Source organism: Streptococcus mitis (assembly GCF_946190065.1).
Classification (GTDB): Bacteria; Bacillota; Bacilli; order Lactobacillales; family Streptococcaceae; genus Streptococcus; species Streptococcus mitis_DE.
The window spans coordinates 61,589-86,163 of the sequence record NZ_CAMHZD010000003.1 but is presented as its reverse complement, the minus strand read 5'-3'; the positions used below and the strand labels follow the sequence as shown (position 1 = coordinate 86,163).

Genomic DNA, 24,575 nt, shown 5'->3' with positions numbered 1-24,575 from the left:
TATAGATGAAAAATCAATCAATTAAACAAGTAGTTGCTATCGGTGTTGGAGCTGCGCTCTTTGTTGTCATCGGGATGATCAGCATTCCGACACCTGTTCCAAATACAAGCATCCAGCTTCAGTATGCGGTACAGAGCCTCTTATCTATCATTTTTGGCCCTCTAGTGGGATTACTTGTTGGTTTAATTGGTCATGCAGTGAAGGACTCTCTTGCTGGCTACGGTCTTTGGTGGACTTGGATTATTGCTAGTGGTCTCTTTGGTCTAGCCGTCGGACTATTTAGAAAATACATTCGAGTAACACAGGGTGTTTTTGAGTTGAAGGATATTGTCTTCTTTAACCTCATTCAGATTGTTGCAAATGCTCTTGTTTGGGGTGTCTTGGCACCACTTGGAGATGTTGTGATTTATCAAGAAGCAGCAGAAAAAGTATTTGCCCAAGGGATTGTTGCGGGAATTGCTAATGCTGTAACTGTAGCTATCGCAGGTACTCTTCTCTTGCTAGCTTATTCACGTACGCAGACTCGTTCAGGAAGTTTGAAAAAGGATTAACATAAAGGAAAAGGCTGGGCATCCAGTCTTTTTGCTGTTTATAGGCTAGTCGGGTAAGCAATTTAGGCTAGGAATCTTGTTGGCGCTAAGTTTTTAAGAGAAGAGACTGCAAGAAGGGTTCGATTTATGATAAAATAGAAGTCTAAGAAGCGAATGAAGAGAGTAAGATGAAAGAAGCTATAATTGAGTGGAAGGATTTCTCTTTCCAGTATGAAACGCAACAAGAACCGACCTTGCAAGGAGTGGACTTAACCATTTACAAGGGAGAGAAAGTCTTAATTGTTGGGCCATCTGGGTCAGGTAAGTCTACCTTGGGTCAGTGTTTGAATGGGATTATTCCAAATATTTACAAGGGTCAGACATCTGGAGAATTTTTGATCAAGGGGCAAGCAGCCTTTGATATGAGCATCTATGATAAATCTCATCTAGTCAGCACAGTTTTGCAGGATACAGATGGGCAGTTTATCGGGTTGTCCGTGGCAGAGGACTTGGCTTTTGCTCTAGAAAATGACGTGACAGCACTAGATGAGATGAAAAATCGTGTTCATAAATGGGCTGAAAAGCTGGACCTTATTTCTTTACTGAATCAGCGTCCTCAGGATTTGTCTGGTGGACAAAAGCAACGAGTCAGTCTGGCTGGTGTCTTGATTGATGAGAGTCCGATTCTTTTGTTTGATGAGCCACTCGCCAATCTGGATCCCAAGTCAGGTCAGGATATTATCGAATTGATTGATCAGATTCATAAGGAGGAGGGGACGACGACTCTTATTATCGAGCACCGTTTGGAGGATGTTCTGCATCGCCCTGTGGATCGGATTGTCTTGATAAACGATGGTCGTATCCTCTTTAATGGGAGTCCTGACCAGTTACTGGCGACTGATTTATTGACACAAAATGGAATTCGAGAACCCCTTTATCTCACTACTCTCCGTCAATTAGGTGTGGACTTAGTCAAGGAAGAACAATTAGCAGATCTGGATAACTTGTCTATCTCAAAAGGGCAAGTCCAGTTACAGACGGAACTGGTAAAAGAAACTCCAGAATTGCAGTCACTCTTTAAATTAGAGGACGTGTCGTTTTCTTATGATGATAGACCGATTTTAAAGTCCCTACATTTGGATATTAAAAAGGGCGAAAAGATTGCCATTGTCGGAAAAAATGGGGCTGGGAAATCAACCCTAGCCAAGGCCTTAAGTAGCTTTATCCAGACGGAAGGTCGCTATCTTTGGGAAGAACAGGATATCAAAGGAGATTCTGTTGCAGAGCGGGCGGAACGAGTAGGCTATGTGCTGCAAAATCCTAATCAAATGATTTCAACCAATATGATTTTTGATGAGGTGGCTCTGGGACTTCGTTTGCGAGGTGTGGACGAGCAGGAAATTGAAACGAGAGTCTATGAAACTTTGAAAATCTGTGGTCTCTATGAATTCCGTAATTGGCCTATTTCTGCCCTGTCATTTGGTCAGAAAAAACGTGTTACTATTGCATCGATTTTGGTTTTAGGAGCTGAAATTATCCTCCTAGATGAACCGACAGCAGGTCAAGACCAGAAGAATTATACTGAGATTATGGAATTTCTCGAAGAGTTGCATCAAAAAGGTCATACCATTGTCATGATTACGCATGATATGCAATTGATGCTGGATTATTCTGATCGTGCTCTTGTCATGGTTGATGGAGAATTGATTGCTGATACTGATCCAGCTAGTCTTTTGAGCAATCCTGAGCTGTTAGTAAAAGCCAACCTAAAAGAAACTTCAATCTTTAACTTGGCCAAGAAACTAGACGTAGATCCACTTGCTTTAACGGCATTTTACAAAGAAAGGAGAGAAGGATGCAAGCTAAATTAATTGGTTACCAGCATAGAGATACTGTGATTCATCGCTTGTCAGGAGCTGGTAAACTCCTCTTTTTCATCCTTGTATCATTGGCGGCCATGATTAGCTATGATACCAGACTGCTTGTTCTGATTGCCATCTTTTCGGTTTTTCTCCTCTATTTGTCAGAAATCCGTTTTAAAGATGTTTCCTTTGTAGCTGTTTTTGCGACGGTATTTGCCGTTTTAAACGTTTTGATGGTCTATCTCTTTTCTCCTGAGTATGGAGTTGGACTTTACGGAGATAGAAGTGTGATTTGGCAGGGAATCGGTGCCTACACTCTGACCAGTCAAGAGCTCTTTTATCTGCTAAATCTAGTTATTAAGTACCTTTGCACCATTCCTCTGGCCATTATCTTTTTGATGACAACCCACCCTAGTCAGTTTGCTTCCAGTTTAAATCAAATTGGTGTGCCTTACAAGATTGCCTATTCTGTCAGTCTGACCTTGCGCTATATTCCAGATTTGCAGGAAGAATTCTTTACAATCAAGATGTCTCAGGAAGCGCGTGGGATGGAATTATCCAAGAAAGCTTCTCTAATGCAACGAATCAAAGGCAATCTGCGCATTATTACTCCCTTGATTTTTAGCTCGCTAGAACGCATTGATACCATCGCGACCGCCATGGAGCTTCGTCGCTTTGGGAAAGAGAAAAAACGCACTTGGTATAGTTATCAGGCCTTGAAAAAAGGAGACTATCTTACCTTGCTTTTGGCAACTGTGTTTTTAGTAGCTAGTTTACTACTTATCTTTCAGAATCAGGGACGATTTTACAACCCTTGGAAATAGTATTGTCAAAGTTTTCATTAGATAAGTAAAGAGAAATTATTCTATAACTTTTTATTGATAGATTGTATGAGAAATAAAGTTAATAATTGTATGCTTGAAACTTTTTGACAAAACATGAATTAGCTTGTATATTTTATAGTAGAATTTACACTACAAAATCAAAGTTATTCAAATATAATCATTTTCAACTAAGTTCAGTGTTATAATATAGAGACGATATAAAATAGTAAAAGTATTTAATTTAAATCATGTTAATTTCATTTTGTGTAAACATGAGAAAATTTGAATGTAGATAATGACGGGAGATGATTTACAATGATAAGTTTAGAGCTGTTGTCTGAAGAAAATAGTTTAGACGTCTATTTTTTTGAAAAAGAGAATCGAAAGTATTTTGAGCGGAATTTACCTCCTAGACCAGCTAACTATTTTGATTTAGAAGAGTTTAAAGAAATTACAAGGGAATTGTTAAGGGAACAAGAGAATCATGATGTCTACATGCATCTTATTAGAGATGCACAAGGCGTTATGGTTGGAAGAATCAATTTAAGTGTTTTAGAGAATAATCGAAAAACAGCAGAACTTGGATATAGGATTGGAGAAAATGTTACTAATCTAGGTTATGCCAGCGAAGCGGTTAAACTCGTTTTAGAAAAAGCCTTCACGACTTATGGTTTCAATAGAATCATTGCAGGGACGGCAACGGACAATCTAGCCTCTCAGAGGGTGCTTTTAAAAAATGGCTTCACCTTTAGTAGGGTTATAGAAAATGACTTACAAATTCATAATGAGTGGGTTCATACAGCAGTATTTGAGATAACGAAGTCATAATATCATCATTCCCAGTCCACAGATAGGTATAAAAGAGTAAGCAATTTTTGCAGATATTTAAGAATTTTCTCCTAGAAACCCTTGGAAATAGCTTGAAAAAATTGAAAAAATCAAGTCGTTTCTATTGACAATGATTCTGAAAGTGTTATACTAAGAAAGTAGTTTCGCTGATTTACTTCAAACCTGTTGTGAGGTAAGTTAACGATGCCTTAACCACGCTGTTTGCTGAGCTTGACTCCGGGCAGTGTGGCTATTTTTTTGCAATGGTGAAAGGAAGCAAGTCATGACAAATCACATTGTATTATTTGAACCTCAAATTCCACAAAATACAGGCAATATCGCGCGTACTTGCGCTGCGACCAATTCTCCCCTCCACATCATCAAGCCTATGGGTTTTCCTATCGATGACCGCAAGATGAAGCGAGCTGGGTTGGATTATTGGGATAAGCTAGAGATTTATTTTTACGAGAGTTTGGAAGATTTCATGTCTCGGATGAGGGGTAAACTTTATCTGATTTCGAAATTCGCTGAGAAAGTGTATTCTGATGTGGATTTATCGACTGACGAAGACCATTATTTTCTCTTTGGACGTGAAGATAAGGGCTTGCCGGAGGACTTTATGCGAGAACATCCTGAGAAAGCTCTCCGTATTCCTATGAATGATGAACATGTCCGCAGTCTCAATGTGTCTAATACCGTCTGCATGATTGTCTATGAGGCTCTCCGCCAGCAGAACTTTGCAGGTCTTGAGCTTGTTCATACCTATGAAGTGGATAAATTGAAATAAAAAATGAAAATGAAAATGAACAAAATGCTTGCGCTTGCAAGCGTTTTTTGTTATGATAAAAGAGTCTTCAGGGCAGGGTGTGATTCCCGACCGGCGGTGACTTTAACTAGGAAATGATCTTTTCCTTTTATACTTTGTTGACAAGCTTTGCCTAACCAGAAGTTATGCCTACAGCTTGTCGCCTAGTCTAAAAGAAAAATCTCTATTTCCTTCTCTTTAAAGAAGTCCGCGAGCGCAAGCTGATGTGGTGAGATTCCACAACCGACAGTATAGTCTGGATGGGAGAAGACGAAAGAATAGCTTTGTCTGTTCTGATAGATTTATAGCTAGATTGTAACCGCTTGCTTGGATTTCTTTAATAGAGTGAGAGGGAACTTTTTGGGATATAAAAAGTGAGAATAGATAGAGGAATCCTTTCTAACTTCTTCTGATTTTATAGAAAATTGGAGGAACCTGTTATGACAAACACACGTCGACTTTCGACCATTGCGATTTTATCAGCCATCTCATTTGTGCTGATGTACTTTGACTTTCCGCTTTTACCAGCGGCGTCCTTCCTCAAGATCGAATTTAGTATCTTGCCAGTCCTTGTGGGCTTGGTGGTCATGGATTTGCCTGCTGCTCTAGGAGTTCTCTTGCTTCGCTCACTCTTGAAATTGCTTCTTAACAGCCAGGGAGTGAATACTTACATTGGTTTGCCGATGAATATCGTAGCTTTGGGAGTTTTTGTCATCGTATTTGCTTTGATTTGGAAAAAGGAACGGACAACCCTTCGTTTCCTACTAGGCTCTCTAGCTGGGACTATTGGTTTAACCGTGGCTATGTTGGTTCTCAACTATGTTTACGCTGTTCCTCTGTACGCTAAGTTTGCTAACTTTGATATTGGAAAAATTTTGGGACTTTCCAACTACCTAATGACTATGGTGTTGCCTTTTAACTTGATTGAGGGTGTAATCTTTTCCGTTTCATTCTGGTTGTTGTATGTTCTCTTGAAACCAACCTTAAAACATTATGAAAGATAAACAAACATTTTTGATGAAGGGCAGTTTTGCCCTTTTACTTTTCGTTATTCTTGGCTATATGGTCAAATTTTATCCTGAAATGTTGGTCAATTTTGACCAATCGATTCAGTCTGCCATTCGAGGAGATTTACCAGATTACTTGACTCTTCTTTTCAGAGCCATCACACGCCTGATTGATATTCCAGTAATTATCACTTGGGTTGTTATTACAGCCTTGATCTTTTATCGTAAGCGATGGAAGATAGAAAGTTTCTTCATGCTAGGAAATCTGGCTTTGGCAGGTCTTTTAATCGTGACCTTTAAAAATATCTACCAGCGCCCACGACCAGCTATTTTACACTTGGTTGAGGAGAAGGGATTTTCCTTTCCAAGCGGCCATTCTCTGGCTGTAACCTTGATGGTCGGTTCTCTGATTGTCATTCTCGGTCAACGGATTAAAAATCCAGTCTGGAGAAAAATCGTGCAAATCGTCTTTGGTCTCTACCTAGTCAGTGTGTTGGTATCAAGGATCTATCTGGGAGTTCATTATCCATCAGATGTCCTTGCCAGTCTCTGTGTGGGTTTGGGAGTCCTGTTTATAGAGTTTCCCTTCTATGACAAGCTACGCTTCCAATGGCGATTTAAAGGCAAGCAGAAGTGAGTATCAAATTCCTTTTAGGAGAAAGAAATGAAAGTCAATATAGCAGATCTTCATCCGACTCAACTATACTTATCAGAAAAGAAGTTGCAAGATATTCAGATGCTTTACCAGTCGGCAGAAACAATCCAAGTCGATCCAATCAGTATTCTTGCCTTTGGAAATTGCTTGTTGATTACAGATGGGCATCACAGGACTTATCAGGCTTTATTGTCAGGTCGGGATACGATTTCTGCTGAGTTTGATAGAGACGGCGGTGATGAACTATATCATCTTTATGCGCAAGCCTGCGAAGAAAGAAAAATTTACTCTGTTCTGGATTTAAAAAATCATATCTTAGCTCAAGATGAGTATGAAACAAAATGGTATAATTGGTGTGATGGTTTTAATCAAGCAGCAACTCTTTTGTTGAAAAGGAAAGCAGATGAAACAGACCCTACAAATAGATAATTCACTGCGTCTTGTTCCTTATTATAAGGTCAATCATTGTGATGAAGCTTTTGCTTGGTATCAGAATGTGGACTTAGTTTACCTCGTAGATGGGGTGAAGCTTCCTTATAGTCAAGAAACTTTGGAAGCCATGTATTTCTATTTGGATCAGCATGGTGAGCTTTTTTGGATTGAAGTCAAGGAGAAGGGAGAATGGTTTCCAATTGGGGATGTTATACTATCTCAGGATAATCTTCCCATTGTGATTGGAAATCCCGCTTACCAACATCGAGGATTTGGAAAAAAGATCCTAAGTACTTTGATTGAATTGGCTCGAGTAAAAGGATGGAAAGAATTGAGAGTCAAAGAAATCTACACCTACAATCATGCTTCTAGGAGGTGTTTCAAGTCGCTTGGATTTGTGGAAAATGGAGCAACAGAAAAAGGAATGAGTTTTATATTGAAATTAGTCTAATCTAACTTGTTTTTTAACTAAAAATCTGATAAACTATGTAGTAATTGAATAGGAATCCGCAAGACTAGTAGCCCAAGGGAAGTATATCAGGGAGGAGAGCCGTGACTGCAAGCTCTCTATATGAAAGCTGGGTGAATTCACTTGCGTATGGATTTAGAAATGAAGGTCTGACTTGTCAGATGAAAACGGATGGTACCGCGTGTCAACGCTCCGAGTGGAGTTTTTGGCATGTGGTTTTCTTTTTATGAGCGACTGATGGAGGAATTATGTCAACTATTGAAGAACAATTAAAAGCGCTTCGCGAAGAAACGCTGGCTAGCTTGAAGCAGATTTCTGCTGAAAATGAAAAAGAGATGCAAGATTTGCGTGTCTCTGTCCTTGGTAAAAAGGGTTCGCTCACTGAAATCCTCAAAGGGATGAAAGATGTTTCTGCTGAGATGCGTCCAATCATTGGGAAACACGTCAATGAAGCTCGTGATGTCTTGACAGCTGCTTTTGAAGAAACAGTTAAGCTCTTGGAAGAAAAGAAAGTCGCGGCTCAACTGGCTAGCGAGAGTATCGATGTGACACTTCCAGGTCGTCCAGTTGCGACGGGTCACCGTCATGTCCTCACACAAACCAGTGAAGAAATCGAAGATATTTTCATTGGGATGGGTTATCAAGTCGTGGATGGTTTTGAAGTAGAGCAAGACTACTATAACTTTGAACGTATGAACCTTCCCAAAGACCACCCAGCCCGTGATATGCAGGACACATTCTATATCACAGAAGAAATCTTACTCCGTACTCACACGTCTCCAGTACAGGCGCGTGCCATGGATGCTCATGATTTCTCTAAAGGGCCTTTGAAAATGATCTCACCAGGACGCGTTTTCCGTCGTGATACAGACGATGCGACCCACAGTCACCAGTTCCACCAAATCGAAGGCTTGGTTGTTGGGAAAAATATCTCTATGGCTGACCTTCAAGGAACCCTTCAGTTGATTGTGCAAAAAATGTTTGGTGAAGAGCGTCAGATCCGTCTGCGCCCATCTTATTTCCCATTCACAGAGCCATCTGTTGAGGTGGATGTTTCTTGCTTCAAGTGTGGTGGAGAAGGCTGTAACGTATGTAAGAAAACAGGTTGGATCGAAATTATGGGAGCCGGTATGGTTCACCCACGTGTCCTTGAAATGAGTGGTATCGATGCGACTGTTTACTCTGGCTTTGCCTTTGGTCTTGGACAAGAGCGTGTAGCTATGCTCCGTTACGGAATCAACGATATCCGTGGATTCTACCAAGGAGATGTCCGCTTCTCAGAACAGTTTAAATAAGATTGAAACCTGAAACACAGTCCTAGTCAGCTACTCTTGACGAGAAATGGTGAGGACTGACTCGAAGAAAAAGAAAGGAATTGAAAAGGTCTTACTTGGTGGGATCTTACAATCAGAATTATGCTTGTATCTTATAAATGGTTAAAAGAATTGGTGGACATTGATGTGCCATCACAAGAGTTGGCTGAAAAAATGTCAACCACAGGAATCGAGGTAGAAGGTGTGGAGTCACCTGCTGCTGGTCTCTCAAAAATTGTCGTCGGTGAGGTCTTGTCTTGCGAAGATGTGCCAGAAACTCACCTCCATGTTTGTCAGGTTAACGTTGGCGAAGAAGAAGCCCGTCAAATCGTCTGTGGTGCACCGAATGTGCGTGCTGGTATCAAGGTTATGGTGGCTCTTCCAGGAGCTCGCATCGCTGACAATTACAAGATCAAAAAAGGGAAAATCCGCGGTCTTGACTCACTTGGGATGATTTGTTCCCTTGGTGAATTGGGAATTTCTGACTCAGTTGTGCCTAAGGAATTCGCAGATGGAATCCAAATCTTGCCAGAAAATGCCGTTCCTGGGGGTGAAGTCTTCTCATACCTAGACTTGGATGATGAAATCATCGAACTTTCAATCACACCAAACCGTGCAGATGCCCTTTCTATGCGTGGAGTAGCTCACGAAGTGGCTGCCATCTATGACAAGGCGGTCAACTTTAAAGAATTTACTCTTTCAGAAACTGACCAAGCTGCAGCAGATGCTCTTTCTGTAGGCATTGAGACAGACAAGGCACCTTACTATGCAGCTCGTATCTTGGACAATGTGACTATCGCACCAAGTCCACAATGGTTGCAAAATCTCCTTATGAATGAAGGCATCCGTCCTATCAATAATGTTGTGGACGTGACCAACTATATCTTGCTTTACTTTGGTCAACCAATGCATGCCTTTGACTTGGATACTTTTGAGGGAAATGACATCCGTGTGCGTGAAGCGCGTGCTGGTGAAAAATTAGTGACCTTGGATGGTGAAGAACGTGAGTTGGACGTGAATGACTTAGTCATCACTGTCGCAGACAAGCCAGTAGCCCTTGCAGGTGTCATGGGCGGTCAAGCAACAGAAATCTCTGAGAAATCTAGTCGTGTCGTCCTTGAAGCTGCAGTCTTCAACGGAAAATCAATCCGTAAGACCAGCGGTCGTCTTAACCTTCGTTCTGAGTCATCTTCTCGCTTTGAAAAAGGTATCAATGTGGCAACTGTTAACGAAGCTCTTGATGCGGCAGCTAGCATGATTGCAGAACTTACAGGTGCGACGGTGCGTAAAGGTATCGTTTCAGCGGGTGAGCTTGATACCTCTGATGTGGAAGTTTCTTCAACTCTTGCCGATGTTAATCGTGTTCTTGGAACAGAGCTTTCATACGCTGATGTAGAAGACGTCTTCCGTCGTCTTGGCTTTGGTCTTTCTGGCAATGCAGATAGCTTTACAGTCAGCGTCCCACGTCGTCGTTGGGATATCACTATCGAGGCAGACCTCTTTGAAGAAATCGCTCGTATCTATGGTTATGACCGCTTGCCAACCAGCCTTCCAAAAGATGATGGTACAGCTGGTGAATTGACAGCTACACAAAAACTCCGCCGTCAAGTTCGTACCATTGCTGAAGGAGCAGGTTTGACAGAAATTATCACCTATGCTCTAACAACTCCTGAAAAAGCAGTTGAGTTTACGGCTCAACCAAGTAACCTTACAGAACTCATGTGGCCAATGACTGTGGATCGTTCTGTCCTCCGTCAAAATATGATTTCAGGTATCCTAGATACAGTTGCTTACAACGTGGCTCGTAAGAACAAAAACTTGGCCCTTTACGAGATTGGGAAAGTTTTTGAACAAACAGGTAATCCAAAAGAAGAACTTCCAAATGAAATCAACAGTTTTGCCTTTGCCTTGACAGGCTTGGTTGCAGAAAAAGATTTCCAAACAGCAGCAGTTCCAGTTGATTTCTTCTATGCTAAAGGAATCCTTGAGGCCCTCTTTGCTCGTTTGGGACTCCAAGTAACCTATACGGCAACATCTGAAATTGCAAGCCTCCACCCAGGTCGTACAGCTATGATTTCACTCGGTGATCAAGTTCTTGGTTTCCTTGGTCAAGTACATCCAGTCACTGTTAAGGCTTACGATATTCCAGAAACGTATGTAGCTGAGCTTAACCTTTCAGCCATCGAAGCTGCGCTTCAACCTGCTACTCCATTTGTAGAAATTACTAAATTCCCAGCAGTCAGCCGTGATGTTGCCCTTCTCCTCAAGGCAGAAGTGACTCACCAAGAAGTTGTGGACGCTATCCAAGCTGCCGGTGTGAAACGTTTGACAGATATCAAACTCTTTGACGTCTTCTCAGGCGAAAAACTGGGACTTGGTATGAAGTCAATGGCTTATAGCTTGACTTTCCAAAATCCAGAAGATAGCTTAACGGACGAAGAAGTCGCACGCTACATGGAAAAAATCCAAGCGTCTCTTGAAGAAAAAGTCAATGCAGAAGTGCGTTAACTTATCAATCCATCCTTCGGGGTGGATTTTTGCTTTTCAAATAACAATTCAGGATCAAAAATAGACAGTTGAGGAACAGAGAAGATAAATTGGAGTTTACCAGTGTATAATTTACTCATAACTCAAAGTACCCTAAGATTTTTTACTAAAATGAGGATGATAAAAATGGACAGAAATCATTGTAAAGGCTATCAAAAAGGAGTATAATGAGTGCAAGACATTTCGGAGGTGAAAGATGCTAGAAGTAAGAAGTCTAGAGAAAAGTTTTGGATCCAAGCAAGTTTTGTTTGGTATTGACTTTCAAGCGCGACCAGGTCGTATTTTGGGATTAGTCGGGAAAAACGGTGCTGGTAAAACAACGATTTTCCATAGTATTTTGAAGTTTTTAGAATATCAGGGAGAAATCAGTCTAGATGGTCAGGATATTCGTCAGGAAACCTATGCTCGGATTGGCTATCTGCCTGAAGAACGCAGTCTCATACCTAAATTGACAGTCCTTGAACAAGTTCGTTACTTGGCGACTCTAAAAGGTATGGATGCCAAGGAGATCAAGGAAAAACTCCCTCAATGGATGAAGAGGTTGGAAGTGAAAGGGAAGCTGACTGATAAAATCAAGAGTCTGTCAAAAGGAAATCAGCAGAAGATTCAGCTCATTATTACTCTGATTCATGAACCAGACTTGATTATCTTGGATGAGCCTTTCAGTGGATTGGACCCAGTTAATACAGAATTGCTCAAACAAGTCATTTTTCAAGAAAAAGAACGTGGGGCAACCATTATCTTTTCTGACCATGTCATGACCAACGTCGAGGAGCTTTGTGACGATATTCTCATGATTCGAGATGGTCGTGTAGTCTTGCATGGGCCGGTCCAGGATGTCCGTAATCAATACGGGAAAACGCGTCTCTTTGTTTCAAGTGAGCGAAGCAAGGAAGAATTGGAAAAACTTCCTCATGTTAAACAGGTGAGCTTGACCAAACAAGGCAGTTGGAAATTGATCTTGGAGGATGAGAGCGCTGGAAGGGAACTCTTCCCAATCTTGACTCAGGGGCAATATATTGCAACCTTTGATCAACAAGCGCCAACAATCGATGAAATCTTTAAACTAGAATCAGGGGTGGAAGTATGAGAAATATGTGGGTTGTAATCAAGGAAACCTATCTTCGACATGTCAAATCGTGGAGCTTCTTCTTTATGGTGATTTCACCATTCTTGTTTATCGGTCTCTCTGGAGGAATTGGCTATCTCCAAGGCTCATCAATGGCTCAAAGTGGTAAGATAGCAGTGATTAGCACGGTTCCAGCTGTGACAGAAGGTCTCAAATCTACCAATGGTCTCAATTTTGATTATCAGGATGAAGCCAGTGCCCAAGTTGCTATCAAAGATGAGAAAATCAAGGGTTATCTAACCATTGACCAAGAGGACAGCGTCCTCAAGGCAGTCTATCACGGTGAAACTTCCCTTGAGAGTGCTATTAAGCTAGGAGTAACGAGCAAGTTAAATGAGCTTCAAGATCAACTCAATCGTTCGGCAGCTAATTTGTCGCAAGAGCAGGAAAAACGCTTGGAACAAACAGTTAACTTTACGGAGAAAATTGATGAATCCAAGGAAAATAAAAAAATGATTCAAACAATTGCGGCTACAGCGGTTGGAGCCTTTCTCTATATGATTTTAATTACTTATGCTAGTGTCACTGCTCAGGAAGTGGCTAGTGAGAAAGGGACTAAAATCATGGAGGTGGTCTTCTCTAGCATTCGAGCTAGCCATTATTTCTATGCTCGTATGCTTGCCTTGTTACTCGTGATTTTGACTCATATCGGCATCTATGTCGTGGGTGGTCTCGCTGCAATTCTGCTCTTTAAGGATTTGCCATTATTAGCTCAGTTTGGTATTCTGGACCATTTGGGAGATGCTTTCTCTCTAAATACCTTGCTCTTTATTTTGGTCAGTCTCTTTATGTACGTAGTTTTAGCAGCCTTCCTAGGTTCTATGGTTTCTCGTCCTGAGGATGCAGGAAAAGCCTTGTCACCTTTGATGATTATAATTATGGTAGGCTTTGTGGGAGTTACTGCTTTAGGTTCTGCAGGGGATAATTTGATCTTGAAAATCGGTTCATATATTCCCTTTATTTCGACTTTCTTCATGCCATTTAGAGCTATTAATGGTTATGCAAATGGCCTAGAAGCTTGGATTTCGCTTGCTATTACGATTGCTTTTGCAGTAATTGCAACAGTCTTTATTGGGCGTATGTATGCTAGTCTCGTTCTGCAGACAGATGATTTAGGTCCTTGGAAAACCTTTAAACGTGCCTTATCTTATAAATAGAAGAGCCTCGCGAAAGCGAGGTTTTTGAGAGACAAAAAGAGTGGAATTCAGAAAAATATTTTTCATATCTATTGACTTTTAGGGGTGAAATTTGGTATTATAGTAGGCGGTATTGTTTACCCCATTTGAAAGGCCCCGGAACCTTCCAAATACTTTTCGATGGGAAGGAACACCCATCACCGTAAACAAAAATCGAACTATATATAGGAGAAATCATGAACAAAACAACATTTATGGCTAAACCAGGCCAAGTTGAACGTAAATGGTACGTAGTTGACGCAACTGATGTACCACTTGGACGTCTTTCTGCAGTAGTTGCTAGCGTACTTCGCGGAAAAAACAAACCAACATTTACACCACACACTGATACAGGTGACTTTGTGATTGTTATCAATGCTGAAAAAGTTAAATTGACTGGTAAAAAAGCAACTGATAAAATCTACTACACTCACTCAAACCACCCAGGTGGATTGAAACAAATCTCTGCAGGTGAACTTCGTTCTAAAAATGCAGTACGTTTGATCGAGAAATCAGTTAAAGGTATGCTTCCACACAATACTCTTGGACGCGCTCAAGGTATGAAGTTGAAAGTATTTGTTGGAGCTGAGCACACTCACGCTGCACAACAACCAGAAGTTCTTGACATTTCAGGACTTATCTAAGGAAAGGAACAATAAAGTATGTCACAAGCACAATATGCAGGTACTGGACGTCGTAAAAACGCTGTTGCACGCGTTCGCCTTGTTCCAGGAACTGGTAAAATCACTGTTAACAAAAAAGATGTTGAAGAGTACATCCCACACGCTGACCTTCGTCTTGTAATCAACCAACCATTCGCAGTTACTTCAACTGTAGGTTCATACGACGTTTTCGTTAACGTTGTAGGTGGTGGATATGCAGGTCAATCAGGAGCTATCCGTCACGGTATCGCTCGTGCCCTTCTTCAAGTAGACCCAGACTTCCGCGATTCATTGAAACGCGCAGGACTTCTTACACGTGACTCACGTAAAGTTGAACGTAAGAAACCAGGTCTTAAGAAAGCTCGTAAAGCATCACAATTCTCAAAACGTTAATCAATACGATTATATCAACGTTTCAAAGCACTCAAAGGTTTGCCCTATGGGTGCTTTTTTCTATACTTTCTAAAAAAGTTTGCCCTAAAATTTGCCCTAAAATTACCCTACTTATTTTTAAGATGTTGGTAGGCAACTTGTCCAGCAGATAATGGAACTATGTTTGAAGTATTAACATAAGTCTTAGTTGTAACGGTATCGCTATGAGTTAATGCTTCAGAAATGGCTTCTAAGCTCATTCCTGCTTTTTTAGCAAGTGTCGCTCCTGTATGTCGTAATTTATGAGGTGTAGCGTGTTTTAACTTTGGGTGTCGTCTTTTAACAGAGTTCATTTTGTTATTGAGATAATCAACGTGTAGAGGGCTATTTACATTACCTTTCGTATCTATATAGGTAAAGACTAGTTGATCGGATGTTTGCATTATACCAAATTTTGCTAACTCATATTTCTGCTGTTTTTTCCATTCTGAAAGAAGTGATACAAGGTAACTAGGAATTGAAAAAATCGTTTTCTTATTCCCTTTTGTTGACTTTACATTCTTATATTTGTCAAGTGCATGCCTTAAGTCAATTTGAGCGTTTTCTAAGTCTATGTTTTTCCAATGTAGGGCATAGGATTCAGATTTTCTATCGCTTAGAATAAAGGTTGTAAAGAATAGGACATAATCTTTTAGTGATAATTTATCGTTCTCCAAATCTTCTCTAAAAGCATCAAACCAATCTTTTAATTCTTCACTAGATAGATACAAATCTTCCTCATTTTTGGATTCTTGGAGTTTTAGCTTTTTGGTGGCTTTAATTCGCTTAATTGTCTTGGATAATCGATTTGATTCTATGTATTCTAATTCCTCAGCCCAATCGAAAATTGAGTTTACATAGCTTCGAATAACCTTGAAATTAGCATATTCTTCAGCTTTAGCAGTCATTAAGTTTAGTACGACTTGCTTATTTTGATTCAGAAAATTGATTGAATAATTACCGAACATTGGTAAGATATGCTTTCTGAAAACAGTTTTAGTATTATCAATAGTAACCTGTGTTGGTGGTTTAGTTGTTGAAGTTGTTTGACCAGCTTTGTATGAATCCCACCAAATATTATTAAAGAACTCAGAGAATAGAATATCGTTAGTTTTAGAAAGTAGGATATCCTCACCATTTTCAAGTTGATGTATCTTAGTTAAAATTTCTAGTTCAGCTTCTTTGGCCTCCTTTCTTGTTTTATAGCGTTTAACAAAGTGATTTCCTTTAATCCCCATTTTAGGTCGGATTTCTTTAGGTATATACACTTTAAGATTGTAAGTGTTACTATTTGTTTTTGTAACTGTCATGATGTTCTCCTTTTACGAGTCAGGATATATCATTAGAGATATTATAGCATAGCTTTTCTACAAAGCCATTTATCAATCTCATTTTTATTGAAACGGACAGTCTTACCAATTTTAATAACGGGTAGCCCCTTTTGTATCCAGCCATCTAATGTATTGTTAGATATCCCTAGATATTTGCAAGTTTGCCCCTTGTTAAGGTAAGGACTATCTAAACCTAAATCTTCTTTGAAATGAGAAATTTCATTTTGCAAGAGATTAGTAATCATCGACTGTATTTCTTGAACTTGTTCTGTTGGTAGAATAACTTGCATTTTTTCCTTACTCCTTACTTAACTTTATTTTTTTGTATTTTACTTTATTGTCAATTAAGTGTCCTTTTCGAAATACTTTGCTAATATAGTTGCTTTCATATAGGATATCTTCATTCTTAACAAGGTTATCTAAGGATTCACTTGTAAATAATTTTATTTCTTCAGGCTTTTGTAAATTACGAGAAGAATAAAAAGCCTTCTTTCCTAGACTATCTAATAATTCCTGTCCTATGCCTTTTTCCATATATTTTGCAACATAACGACCAGCATTAGAAGAATCATCTAAGTTATGTAGTTTGTTTATCCGAACTGCACCTAACCCCCAAATTGTCAGTAATTCTTTATGAGGGATAAAAGGAAATGAAAAAAGGAGAATGTGTGCATGCCACGCTCCCCTTTTTTGTCGTTCTAATACTGCAATATATTTAATAAGTCTTTTTTTGGAATGGTATATGTGATAGTTTAAACGTTTAATAAATTTATCAAAAAGTAAATTAAACTCATATCTGTTTTGTATATTTTCTTTGGTTGTAAGGGTAAGGAAACTAGTTCTGTCATCAAAATTTGTATCTATTAGGCGTTGAAGTTTCCATTTAGAATTTTTACGAGTGTTAGAAATTCTTTTTATTCGTTCATCTTGTTCAGCAGTTGTGAGTTCTTCAAAAGTTCTACGTTTCTTCTTTTCTTTTAGTGAAATGTGTTCTTCATCAATTTGAGTAGTATCATTTGAAAAAATTGGAGATTCGTATTCCCATATTTCAAGGTACGAAGAAGTTCGGATAATTTTGCGATTGTAACTCACAAAATCATCTCCTTTTCTCGTAATGTTTGCTTATATAATAAATAAACTAGGAGAAGCAAAGCTCCTCCATACTTCTATCATGTGTTTCTAAGCATCGCTCTGCTAAACACGCTTCCAGCTTGCCGACTTCCAGTCGGCAGTTTCGCTTAGTCACATGATGAGAAGTAGTAGTTAAATTTGAGGTTTAGGTAATTGTTTTAATGTTTGGTCTGTAGCCCAGTCAGTTGAAATGATTTCAAGATGTCCTTGGTCATAAACGAGCAAATCTCCGTTACCAATAAATTGATATTTATTATCTTTGTCAATATATAATGAAAAAGTATCTATACCAATAACATTTTTAGAAATATCGATAGATTCTTTAGGGGTATGTCCAACAATTTGTTTAGGGTAGTTGTGATTAGGGATTAGCTCTAGTTCTCTAAAATGAGCCCATAAAGGAGAACCAGCCATATCTCCTCCTCCACGCATATATCCTACTGCATTAGCAAGGATTTCTAATTCTTCTTCATATTCTTCAGTAAAAGGTTTAAAGTGCCATTCTTTTGGGTCAAATAGCAAATTGAAACCAGCATGGCTAACTAAATAATCATCTAGTTGATAAGCTACTTGTAAATTCAAATCTTGTAATAATTGTTGAACTGCGAAAAAGACCTCTAGATTTTGAATTGAGAAAGGAACTTGTTCTCCAAGTAAATAATAAACATCGTGATTGCCCATAAGGTTAATAACTTCTATTGAATTTAATTCTTTTTCTATTTTCCAATCGTATAGAAAAGTGAGATCTTTGGCATATAGTTGGATATTGTTAGTTTGTCCATGTAAATCAACATAATCACCAAGAAAAATGATTCTTTTAATATTATGTGTTTGTATAATCTTGTCAACAATAGGTAAAATTAGTTGAGATTTTAAATGTAAGTCGCCAATTAATAATGTCTTCATATAGATTCCCCTCTTTATTTTTGTTATTAGTATAAGAATAGAATTAAGCTTGCTTAAATTTTTTATGTAATAGAGAAGTATTTTTTTAATATTGATAGGATTTTGAAGCTGTATCATAGCAAAGAACAGGTATTGTTTTGCTATTCTTTACATCTCCATCAATAAAATAATGACTTTTACTATCATGGTAAATCTTACCTAGGTAACTTTTATCTTTAGCTACTTCCCAAGAAGCAACATGACCAGAAACAATATCTTTTAAAAATCCACCAGTGGTAAGAGGAAATTTATTTGTAAACATCTCTGAACTCGTTAGCTCTTTCCAAAGCTTGCCAGCTTCTTCATCAATGCCAGCATGAACAAAAATTTGGGTATCAGTTTCATAATAGCGTTTATCCCTATATCGTTTTTTAAACCAGTTTATGAATGAGTTGAACTTGATATTATTTTTAATTTCATTTCTAACACTTGTTTCAAAGTTGTTAGCATTCGATTTAAAAATATGGTTCAATTCCTCCGAAGAGAAGAAACTTTTTATTGTTTCTGAAAATGCAGAAGAAGTAGGTTTTTCTAAAATCAACCAATCATAAAACCATTCTTCATGATTTCCTAATAGAGTGATAATTTGATTAGGATAAAGTTCCTCAAGTGCAATTATTTTGGAAATAACTTGAAAAGATTGAAGTCCATTGTCAATGTAGTCTCCGATTAGAATAAGACGATTATTTTTATCAGATAAATCTACTTTACTGAGAGCGCATATGAACTCATCTAGGTAACCGTGTATATCAGATATTACAAAAAGTTTAGCCATAAGTAATATCACCAAATTACTTAGAAATAGGGACTACATCGTTACAAGAAAACCATAAATTTCCGTTAAATTGTCCAACTGTTAAATTAGATAATTTAATGGGGCATGTTTTTTTATCTGATAATAATTGAGGAGTAGCCGTAGGAGATAACGTATTAACTTTTATCTGGATCATTTCCATAAAGAAATCAGAATCCTCATCTTGAATTGAAACATTAAGACGTAGTGCTACAGGTTTATTTGTTTCTCTGTCTAGAACTTCTGTATATCCTTTTACTGCCACGAATTTATTTCCTAATAATTCTGCTTTAAGAAAATCGTTAATTTTCATATAATACCTCGTTTCTTTTTGTCATCGCTTAAGCGATGAGGAATAGATATTTTTGCTGAAAATCTATTGAATTTAAGCAAAAATATCTATTGAAATTATTTTGACTTTGTTATGTATAATTGTAGTTCTTTTATAAAATCGAATTGCGTTGTATCAAGATAAGGACTTTCCCAATATTGAGCTTTTTCTTTCCCTGAGCCCTGCATATAAAGATATCCTGCTCCTTTTTCTTCAATAGATTTAAACTTATCAGGAGTAGCTGTGCCAAATACCATGCGGTATCCCTCTATTGAGTTTTCACCTAAAGCTATTCTCAGTCCTAAATTATCTCTAAGATCAGTGTTTAGAGTTTCAGCTCTCATTTGTTGAGCAGATATAAGAATAAATACTCCTGCTTGTCGGCCTAGTAGGATAATTTGTTTGATACCGTCCATTACTTCGGTGATAACTTCTTTAGATTTTTTATCTGTTGCTGAAGCTTGAAATGCTCCCATTTCATCAAATATAAGCCATATTGGTTTAAATCCATGATCGGCAAAATTTGAACCGTAATGAAAGTTATCACGCATGGCTTGATATCGTTCCTGCATTTGTTCAACTACCAAACGTACAATACGAGCAATATTATTGGGAGTTGTAGCTACATATTTATCGCTTAAATAATGAGATAAACTGCCTAAATCACTGTTCTTGGGATCTGCAATATATAGTGTTGAGTTTCTTTTAAGAAGTTCAATAATTAAGAAAGATATAAATATAGATTTTCCACTACCTGTACCACCTGAAACTAAAATATGAGGACATTTTATAGGATTATAAGTTATATCATATCCTAAGTCTATCTCAAGATTATCTATCTCTTTTTTATGACTGTGGGGTGATAATATTAGTCTATCAGGTTTCTTGTAATAAAAGTGATATTCCACAATATTAGGATGAGTAATTTTTTCTTCTAGTTCAAGTTCGAGAACTCCAGCTAATACATCATCAAGTGTCTGAACCTTTTTACTAAATTCGTCACCTCTGATAAGCGCTTTAATGATAATACGACCGTTTTGATTATCTAATTCATATTTTAAAATCGCACTTCTAATAATTTTTTCGTAACCTGAATTATCCTTTTCCGAAGTGTAGAGATGATTTGTATATAAAACAAATAGTAAGTTTTCCCTGATAATTAAATCAAAATCTAGTTCGTATCTAAAACCTTTTAATTTATTATTTATTTTATAGATTGCTAGAATACCAAAGACAATACATAAGATTTGAATAAAAGCAGGAGCTCTAATACTTACTATTAAACCTAATAAAGAAAAGATAGAAAAGACAATTATTATCAGATGTAACCATTTTAAACGTGAACTTGTAATAAAATAATTTCTTTTTAAGTCAGCTTCTTTTTTTAATTTAAACATAAGTAACCTCCATATAAGTAGTAAAACAACTACACAATGATTTGTATAAGGAACCTAAGCAGGGGTTGCTTAGGTTATTGTTGAGTCTTCCAATAGGAATATATAACAAGTTTAATGATGTAACTAAGCCTTGGTAATCTAGTAGCACCATCTTCTTTCATTAAATGATATCGAAATTCATCAAGACCATTTAGAACATTTTCATCTAAATAGAGTCTAGGAGTTACGGATGTTTCTAGACTAGGATTGACATTTTTGATATCTTTTTCCATTTCTTGACGTAGTTTTTGCCATTTGTCAATGGAGTAATGTTTTGTATTTCTATATGCTTCTTCAATTACGCTTCCAATAGAAGCTTTCAAAACAATATTGAAAGAGAGACCATTTAATTCATCGTAATGATTTGATAGAAGTGTTTGTTCTAGGGTATTTAGAAAATTATCCTGACTTAGTTCTTTGATTTTACGTTCATTATTTTGAATGAGTTCATCTATCCACACTTTAGCTTCATATGCAAGACGCACAGTTTTATATACTCTAACCACATATCCTCCTTTTTAAAATTCATTAGAAAATCTTATTGTATCCATATTTTCAATTTCCTTGTAGAAATGAAAATCTTTTTGATCTAATTGATCACAAATTTGTTTAATGATAAATTTACCACGTTCTTCAATTCGCTCATTGACTTTTTTGAGGAAAATTGGGAAATCTTTTTCTTTAGGTAATAGGTTGTTATTATGATTATCCCAAAATAACTCTACGTTATAATCGGTATTAACATATGGTTGAAGGTGGTACCTTTTTATGAAGTTTGGCCATGCTTCAGGAGATAAAATATTTAAAAATTCTCGAAGTGACATTAAAGTGATATCCCAGTAGTCCTGTAGAACAAAACCTCTACCACAATTCATCCAGTTAGGGAATACTGTAAAGTTTCCAATTGTATGAGTTGTTCTTGCAAATAATTTAAAGTTATCTAAATTATTTTGAACAGTTTCAAATTTTAAATAATTCTGATGTTCACACAGAATAGAAGTTGGAATTTTTGTCTTTGTTATACCGATTTTTGGTGATACTTCATAAAAATTTGAACTATTTTTAATTGCTTGGAGAAAAATTGTAACAAAAGAGTTCATTGTCTCTCCCCTAATAATACTATTTTGTGACTCCTGCCAACCCAAAAGTTTATATAGATAGAATGCTGCTTTATCACAATCTATACCCTCATTGTCAGGGAGCTGTTTGTATTTTAAAAAAGCAGTAATACTATCATTAGGTAGTGGAGAAAGTGAATGGTTTTTAAAATCCCATTCCCATGGTTTGATATTACTTTCGTCACAATATTTCAACCAATCAATAACTTCTTGATGTTTCATAAGAATCCTCCTGTTTTGGAAAATGTGTTAAAACAACTTCTAAAATCATTATAACACTTTAGAAAAGAATTGCAAGAGTTTTTTCAAAAAAACTCCAATTTTTTAAGTTGTCTATTGTTTCGGTGCTTCCCACTTGTTAAGTTTTAATAAACTAATTAAAGATTGATGTGGAAAAACATAAATCTTAATTTGAGTAGAAAAGATGTCTATGATAAAACGCACAATATTAAGTTTTGCCTAAATATTATGCGTTGTTATAATTTTGAACCTTTTCTTCAGTTATACTATTAGTGAATGGAATCTATATTCTTAATTATTAATGTTATAATAATTAAAGATTTTACCAGTTTCGTCGTCCCATTCATCTGGTGTTCGCTTATAGTTTTTATGAGAATATTTATCAAGTATCGCTATTCCTTGCTTTAAAATGTATTCTCCTATGTACATTTCGATTATATTTCTACTTTGGAATTTGTGTTCTAATCCTCCTATCCCACTTCCTTTTCCGCGCGAACCTACTTGTCTAATTCCTGTTATAAAAATTAAAATGGCATTTTTACTCCATTTATTACCTAATTTATTTATAATATTTGCACCAATATATTTATTAGATGTTGGCATTCCGTAATCATGGCCTGCGCCGATAACTACAACATGCCCATCTTCTGTAAATTGTACAAATATGCACTCCCCAACTTTAGTTGTAAAGTCTTTTTGTTTAGATAGATCCACATCTAAAATGTGATATTCAATATTTGATGCTTCATAACCAGGCAATTCACTTAAAGGTTTTAAGCAAGTTTCGACGTGTTTTCTAACCTCTAAATAGTATTCATTGAAACTTTTATCTATTGGGTGATTTTTAAATGCCTCAATCCCAATTTTTACTCGTTCTTCTCGGTTTGGTTTCCAAGTTCCCATAAAATTCTCCCATTGGAAAGATATAAAAAATAAATTATGATGTTTAAATTTATTTTTTTCTAGTATTTACAGAGTAAATGTATGCTAAATAATTTGCAAAATCTCCCTGACGTTGTCGATCATTTGTGATTTGATCAAACCAATTAGTATTTTTTCCGTCATTTTCAGAGAAATATTTAATAACTTTTAATTGTCTTATAAAAGATTGATGGGTAGATTTCCTGGAAATATCATGTTGCTCTCTTTTTGGCAGTGGAATTGTTTCAGACCTGACTCGAAGTTCAGTGTATTCCGCTGCTAATTCGATTAACGTTGTCCAATTTTCAAGAAAATCAGGATCTTTTGTATTTAAAGAGTTAACTAGATTGTCATATATTTCTCCAGCTTCTTCAAAAGTTAATGCAGTTTTATCTTTCAGAAAGTCTGAATAAGTGTAAATTTCCATAGGGCTCTCCTTTTTGAATTGTGTGTTAGAACGACTACACCATCATTGTAATACTATCTAAATAGAAAGTCAAGAATTTTTGTAAAAATTTTTTAAGAAGTTTTACAAAATTATTGCGCAATAGGATGTTACATTTTGATACTTGTAGTATAACTAGTACTGGTTGATTTCATTAATTAGGGCAAATTTATGAGATATCTGACTCGTATTTTTTATTTGATAAAAAATTTGCCCTATTTAAATGAAATTATTTAAAAATAGATAAAATTTAATTGATAATTGATCGTAAAAAAGTCCATGTTTATAACTATTTGGTACATTTTAATTTAATAGTTAGCCAAACCAGGTCTTAAGAAAGCTCGTAAAGCATCACAATTTAGTAAACGTTAATTCGAAAGAATTACTATACTTACAAAGAGCACCTTTCGGGGTGTTCTTTTTGTACTTTCTTACTAAATTGGTGCAATTGACACAGTTGTTGCGACTTTAGTCGCTTACAAATGTGGCTGCAACCGGACAAGGCCAGTTGGCTCAAAACGTTAATCGAACCGATTATATCAACGTTTCAAAGCACTCAAGAGTTTACCTCATGGGTGCTTTTTTCGTGTTTTTTTAAAAAGTTTACCTCAAAGTTCACCTTATTGCTGTAGAGACTTTAAAGCAAATTCATCTACTGTCATAGGAACTACATTAGTGGTATTTACATAAATCTGTGTTGTTCCTGTGTCACTGTGTGTTAGAGCCTCAGAGATAGCTCCTAAGCTCATTCCTGTATGTCGCAGTTTATGAGGTGTAGCATGTGCCAGCTCTTTATGTCGCTTTCTGATGCTTTTCATTTTGTTGTTTAGATAGTCAGAATGTAAAGGCTTGTTGATGTTTCCTTTTGTATCGATATATGTAAAAACAAATTGTTCTGGGTTACTGATGTTGCCAAACTTTGCTAGTTCATACTTTTGTTGTTCTTTCCAAGAGGTAAGAAGTTGAAGTAAGTCATTAGAAATAGAAAAAATAGGAAATATTTCCATAATAAAACGCATATTATCAGGTTTCTTTGAACTGCACCCCAAAAGTTAGATTTTTCTGTCTAACTTTTGGGGTGCAGTTCAGTAAAAGCTTGATAGTATACGTTTTATCCTATTATCCTAGAAATATTTACTGGATGTTTTTCTCAAACTGACTTTTTAAGAAGTTACCTTATCAGCAATTTCAAATAAGTTTATGGAGCTATCTTTGGAAAAACTGTAGACTGTCAA

At 37.0% G+C, this 24,575-nt stretch carries 27 protein-coding genes and 1 riboswitch; of the genes, 15 read left to right on the top strand and 12 right to left on the bottom strand.

The window, feature by feature from the left end; all coding sequences use genetic code 11:
- Nucleotides 1-5: 5 nt before the first annotated feature.
- The 15 genes from OCF96_RS02390 (at nt 6) to rpsI (ending at nt 14,631) form a co-directional block, all read left to right on the top strand.
- Entirely contained in the window at nt 6-551 is a 546-nt protein-coding gene (locus OCF96_RS02390; protein ID WP_033689391.1) for an ECF-type riboflavin transporter substrate-binding protein, read from the top strand.
- A gap of 167 nt (nt 552-718) precedes the next feature.
- Nucleotides 719-2,401 carry an ABC transporter ATP-binding protein gene (locus tag OCF96_RS02385; RefSeq protein ID WP_261445884.1) on the top strand — a complete coding sequence of 561 codons (1,683 nt, stop codon included), beginning with the start codon at nt 719-721 and terminating at the stop codon, nt 2,399-2,401.
- Nucleotides 2,386-3,216: an energy-coupling factor transporter transmembrane component T family protein gene (locus tag OCF96_RS02380; RefSeq protein ID WP_261445882.1), complete on the top strand. Its 831-nt coding sequence runs from the start codon at nt 2,386-2,388 to the stop codon at nt 3,214-3,216. Before OCF96_RS02385 ends, OCF96_RS02380 begins: the two co-directional genes overlap by 16 nt.
- A gap of 315 nt (nt 3,217-3,531) precedes the next feature.
- Complete coding sequence (locus OCF96_RS02375; protein ID WP_261445876.1) at nt 3,532-4,044, top strand: GNAT family N-acetyltransferase; 513 nt, start codon at nt 3,532-3,534, stop codon at nt 4,042-4,044.
- A 283-nt stretch (nt 4,045-4,327) separates the two neighbouring features.
- Entirely contained in the window at nt 4,328-4,831 is a 504-nt protein-coding gene (locus tag OCF96_RS02370) for a tRNA (cytidine(34)-2'-O)-methyltransferase (protein WP_261445874.1), read from the top strand.
- 59 nt (nt 4,832-4,890) lie between these two features.
- A riboswitch (FMN riboswitch) is annotated at nt 4,891-5,125 on the top strand.
- Nucleotides 5,126-5,289: 164 nt separating this feature from the next.
- Nucleotides 5,290-5,853: an ECF transporter S component gene (locus tag OCF96_RS02365; protein ID WP_000185834.1), complete on the top strand. Its 564-nt coding sequence runs from the start codon at nt 5,290-5,292 to the stop codon at nt 5,851-5,853.
- Complete coding sequence (locus tag OCF96_RS02360; RefSeq protein ID WP_261445861.1) at nt 5,843-6,493, top strand: phosphatase PAP2 family protein; 651 nt, start codon at nt 5,843-5,845, stop codon at nt 6,491-6,493. The genes OCF96_RS02365 and OCF96_RS02360 overlap by 11 nt, the downstream gene beginning before the upstream one ends.
- Nucleotides 6,494-6,520: 27 nt before the next feature.
- Nucleotides 6,521-6,940, top strand: coding sequence for a chromosome partitioning protein ParB (locus OCF96_RS02355; RefSeq protein ID WP_261445851.1), 420 nt, complete (start codon nt 6,521-6,523; stop codon nt 6,938-6,940).
- A gap of 4 nt (nt 6,941-6,944) precedes the next feature.
- On the top strand, nt 6,945-7,394 hold the full coding sequence (locus tag OCF96_RS02350; protein WP_261445997.1) for a GNAT family N-acetyltransferase: 450 nt from the start codon (nt 6,945-6,947) through the stop codon (nt 7,392-7,394).
- 266 nt (nt 7,395-7,660) lie between these two features.
- Nucleotides 7,661-8,707, top strand: coding sequence for a phenylalanine--tRNA ligase subunit alpha (gene pheS / locus OCF96_RS02345; RefSeq protein ID WP_261445848.1), 1,047 nt, complete (start codon nt 7,661-7,663; stop codon nt 8,705-8,707).
- Nucleotides 8,708-8,827: 120 nt separating this feature from the next.
- Nucleotides 8,828-11,233, top strand: coding sequence for a phenylalanine--tRNA ligase subunit beta (pheT, locus tag OCF96_RS02340; protein WP_261445838.1), 2,406 nt, complete (start codon nt 8,828-8,830; stop codon nt 11,231-11,233).
- Between the two features lie 235 nt (nt 11,234-11,468).
- Nucleotides 11,469-12,362 (top strand): ABC transporter ATP-binding protein, encoded by an 894-nt coding sequence (locus OCF96_RS02335; RefSeq protein WP_261445837.1) that lies wholly within the window; start codon nt 11,469-11,471, stop codon nt 12,360-12,362.
- On the top strand, nt 12,359-13,558 hold the full coding sequence (locus OCF96_RS02330) for an ABC transporter permease (protein WP_254753670.1): 1,200 nt from the start codon (nt 12,359-12,361) through the stop codon (nt 13,556-13,558). Before OCF96_RS02335 ends, OCF96_RS02330 begins: the two co-directional genes overlap by 4 nt.
- Before the next feature lie 215 nt (nt 13,559-13,773).
- Entirely contained in the window at nt 13,774-14,220 is a 447-nt protein-coding gene (rplM, locus tag OCF96_RS02325; RefSeq protein WP_001044624.1) for a 50S ribosomal protein L13, read from the top strand.
- Between the two features lie 18 nt (nt 14,221-14,238).
- Nucleotides 14,239-14,631, top strand: coding sequence for a 30S ribosomal protein S9 (gene rpsI, locus OCF96_RS02320; protein WP_000075973.1), 393 nt, complete (start codon nt 14,239-14,241; stop codon nt 14,629-14,631).
- Nucleotides 14,632-14,738: 107 nt separating this feature from the next.
- Here the strand turns inward: rpsI and OCF96_RS02315 are convergent, their stop codons facing one another.
- The 12 genes from OCF96_RS02315 to OCF96_RS02260 all read right to left on the bottom strand — a co-directional run bounded on the left by OCF96_RS02315 (nt 14,739) and on the right by OCF96_RS02260 (nt 24,359).
- Nucleotides 14,739-15,959, bottom strand: coding sequence for a site-specific integrase (locus tag OCF96_RS02315; RefSeq protein WP_261445831.1), 1,221 nt, complete (start codon nt 15,957-15,959; stop codon nt 14,739-14,741).
- Nucleotides 15,960-16,000: 41 nt separating this feature from the next.
- Nucleotides 16,001-16,270: a helix-turn-helix domain-containing protein gene (locus OCF96_RS02310; RefSeq protein WP_001196077.1), complete on the bottom strand. Its 270-nt coding sequence runs from the start codon at nt 16,268-16,270 to the stop codon at nt 16,001-16,003.
- A 7-nt stretch (nt 16,271-16,277) separates the two neighbouring features.
- A complete protein-coding gene (locus OCF96_RS02305) occupies nt 16,278-17,072 on the bottom strand; it encodes a rolling circle replication-associated protein (protein WP_261445825.1) in 795 nt (264 codons plus the stop codon).
- 171 nt (nt 17,073-17,243) lie between these two features.
- Nucleotides 17,244-18,017 (bottom strand): metallophosphoesterase, encoded by a 774-nt coding sequence (locus OCF96_RS02300; RefSeq protein WP_261445823.1) that lies wholly within the window; start codon nt 18,015-18,017, stop codon nt 17,244-17,246.
- Between the two features lie 85 nt (nt 18,018-18,102).
- Nucleotides 18,103-18,831, bottom strand: coding sequence for a metallophosphoesterase (locus OCF96_RS02295; protein WP_261445822.1), 729 nt, complete (start codon nt 18,829-18,831; stop codon nt 18,103-18,105).
- A gap of 16 nt (nt 18,832-18,847) precedes the next feature.
- Nucleotides 18,848-19,162, bottom strand: a complete 315-nt coding sequence (locus OCF96_RS02290; RefSeq protein WP_024478308.1) for a hypothetical protein — start codon at nt 19,160-19,162, stop codon at nt 18,848-18,850.
- A 95-nt stretch (nt 19,163-19,257) separates the two neighbouring features.
- The gene (locus OCF96_RS02285) at nt 19,258-20,577 is read right to left on the bottom strand and encodes an FtsK/SpoIIIE domain-containing protein (protein WP_261445819.1); all 1,320 of its coding nucleotides are present in this window, start codon (nt 20,575-20,577) and stop codon (nt 19,258-19,260) included.
- A 74-nt stretch (nt 20,578-20,651) separates the two neighbouring features.
- Complete coding sequence (locus tag OCF96_RS02280) at nt 20,652-21,122, bottom strand: hypothetical protein (RefSeq protein WP_261445815.1); 471 nt, start codon at nt 21,120-21,122, stop codon at nt 20,652-20,654.
- 12 nt (nt 21,123-21,134) lie between these two features.
- On the bottom strand, nt 21,135-21,956 hold the full coding sequence (locus tag OCF96_RS02275; protein WP_261445810.1) for a ubiquitin carboxyl-terminal hydrolase family protein: 822 nt from the start codon (nt 21,954-21,956) through the stop codon (nt 21,135-21,137).
- Between the two features lie 309 nt (nt 21,957-22,265).
- Entirely contained in the window at nt 22,266-22,877 is a 612-nt protein-coding gene (locus tag OCF96_RS02270; RefSeq protein WP_261445808.1) for a hypothetical protein, read from the bottom strand.
- 49 nt (nt 22,878-22,926) lie between these two features.
- Entirely contained in the window at nt 22,927-23,322 is a 396-nt protein-coding gene (locus OCF96_RS02265) for a hypothetical protein (protein WP_261445804.1), read from the bottom strand.
- 638 nt (nt 23,323-23,960) lie between these two features.
- Nucleotides 23,961-24,359 (bottom strand): tyrosine-type recombinase/integrase, encoded by a 399-nt coding sequence (locus OCF96_RS02260; protein WP_261445801.1) that lies wholly within the window; start codon nt 24,357-24,359, stop codon nt 23,961-23,963.
- Nucleotides 24,360-24,575 lie beyond the last annotated feature (216 nt).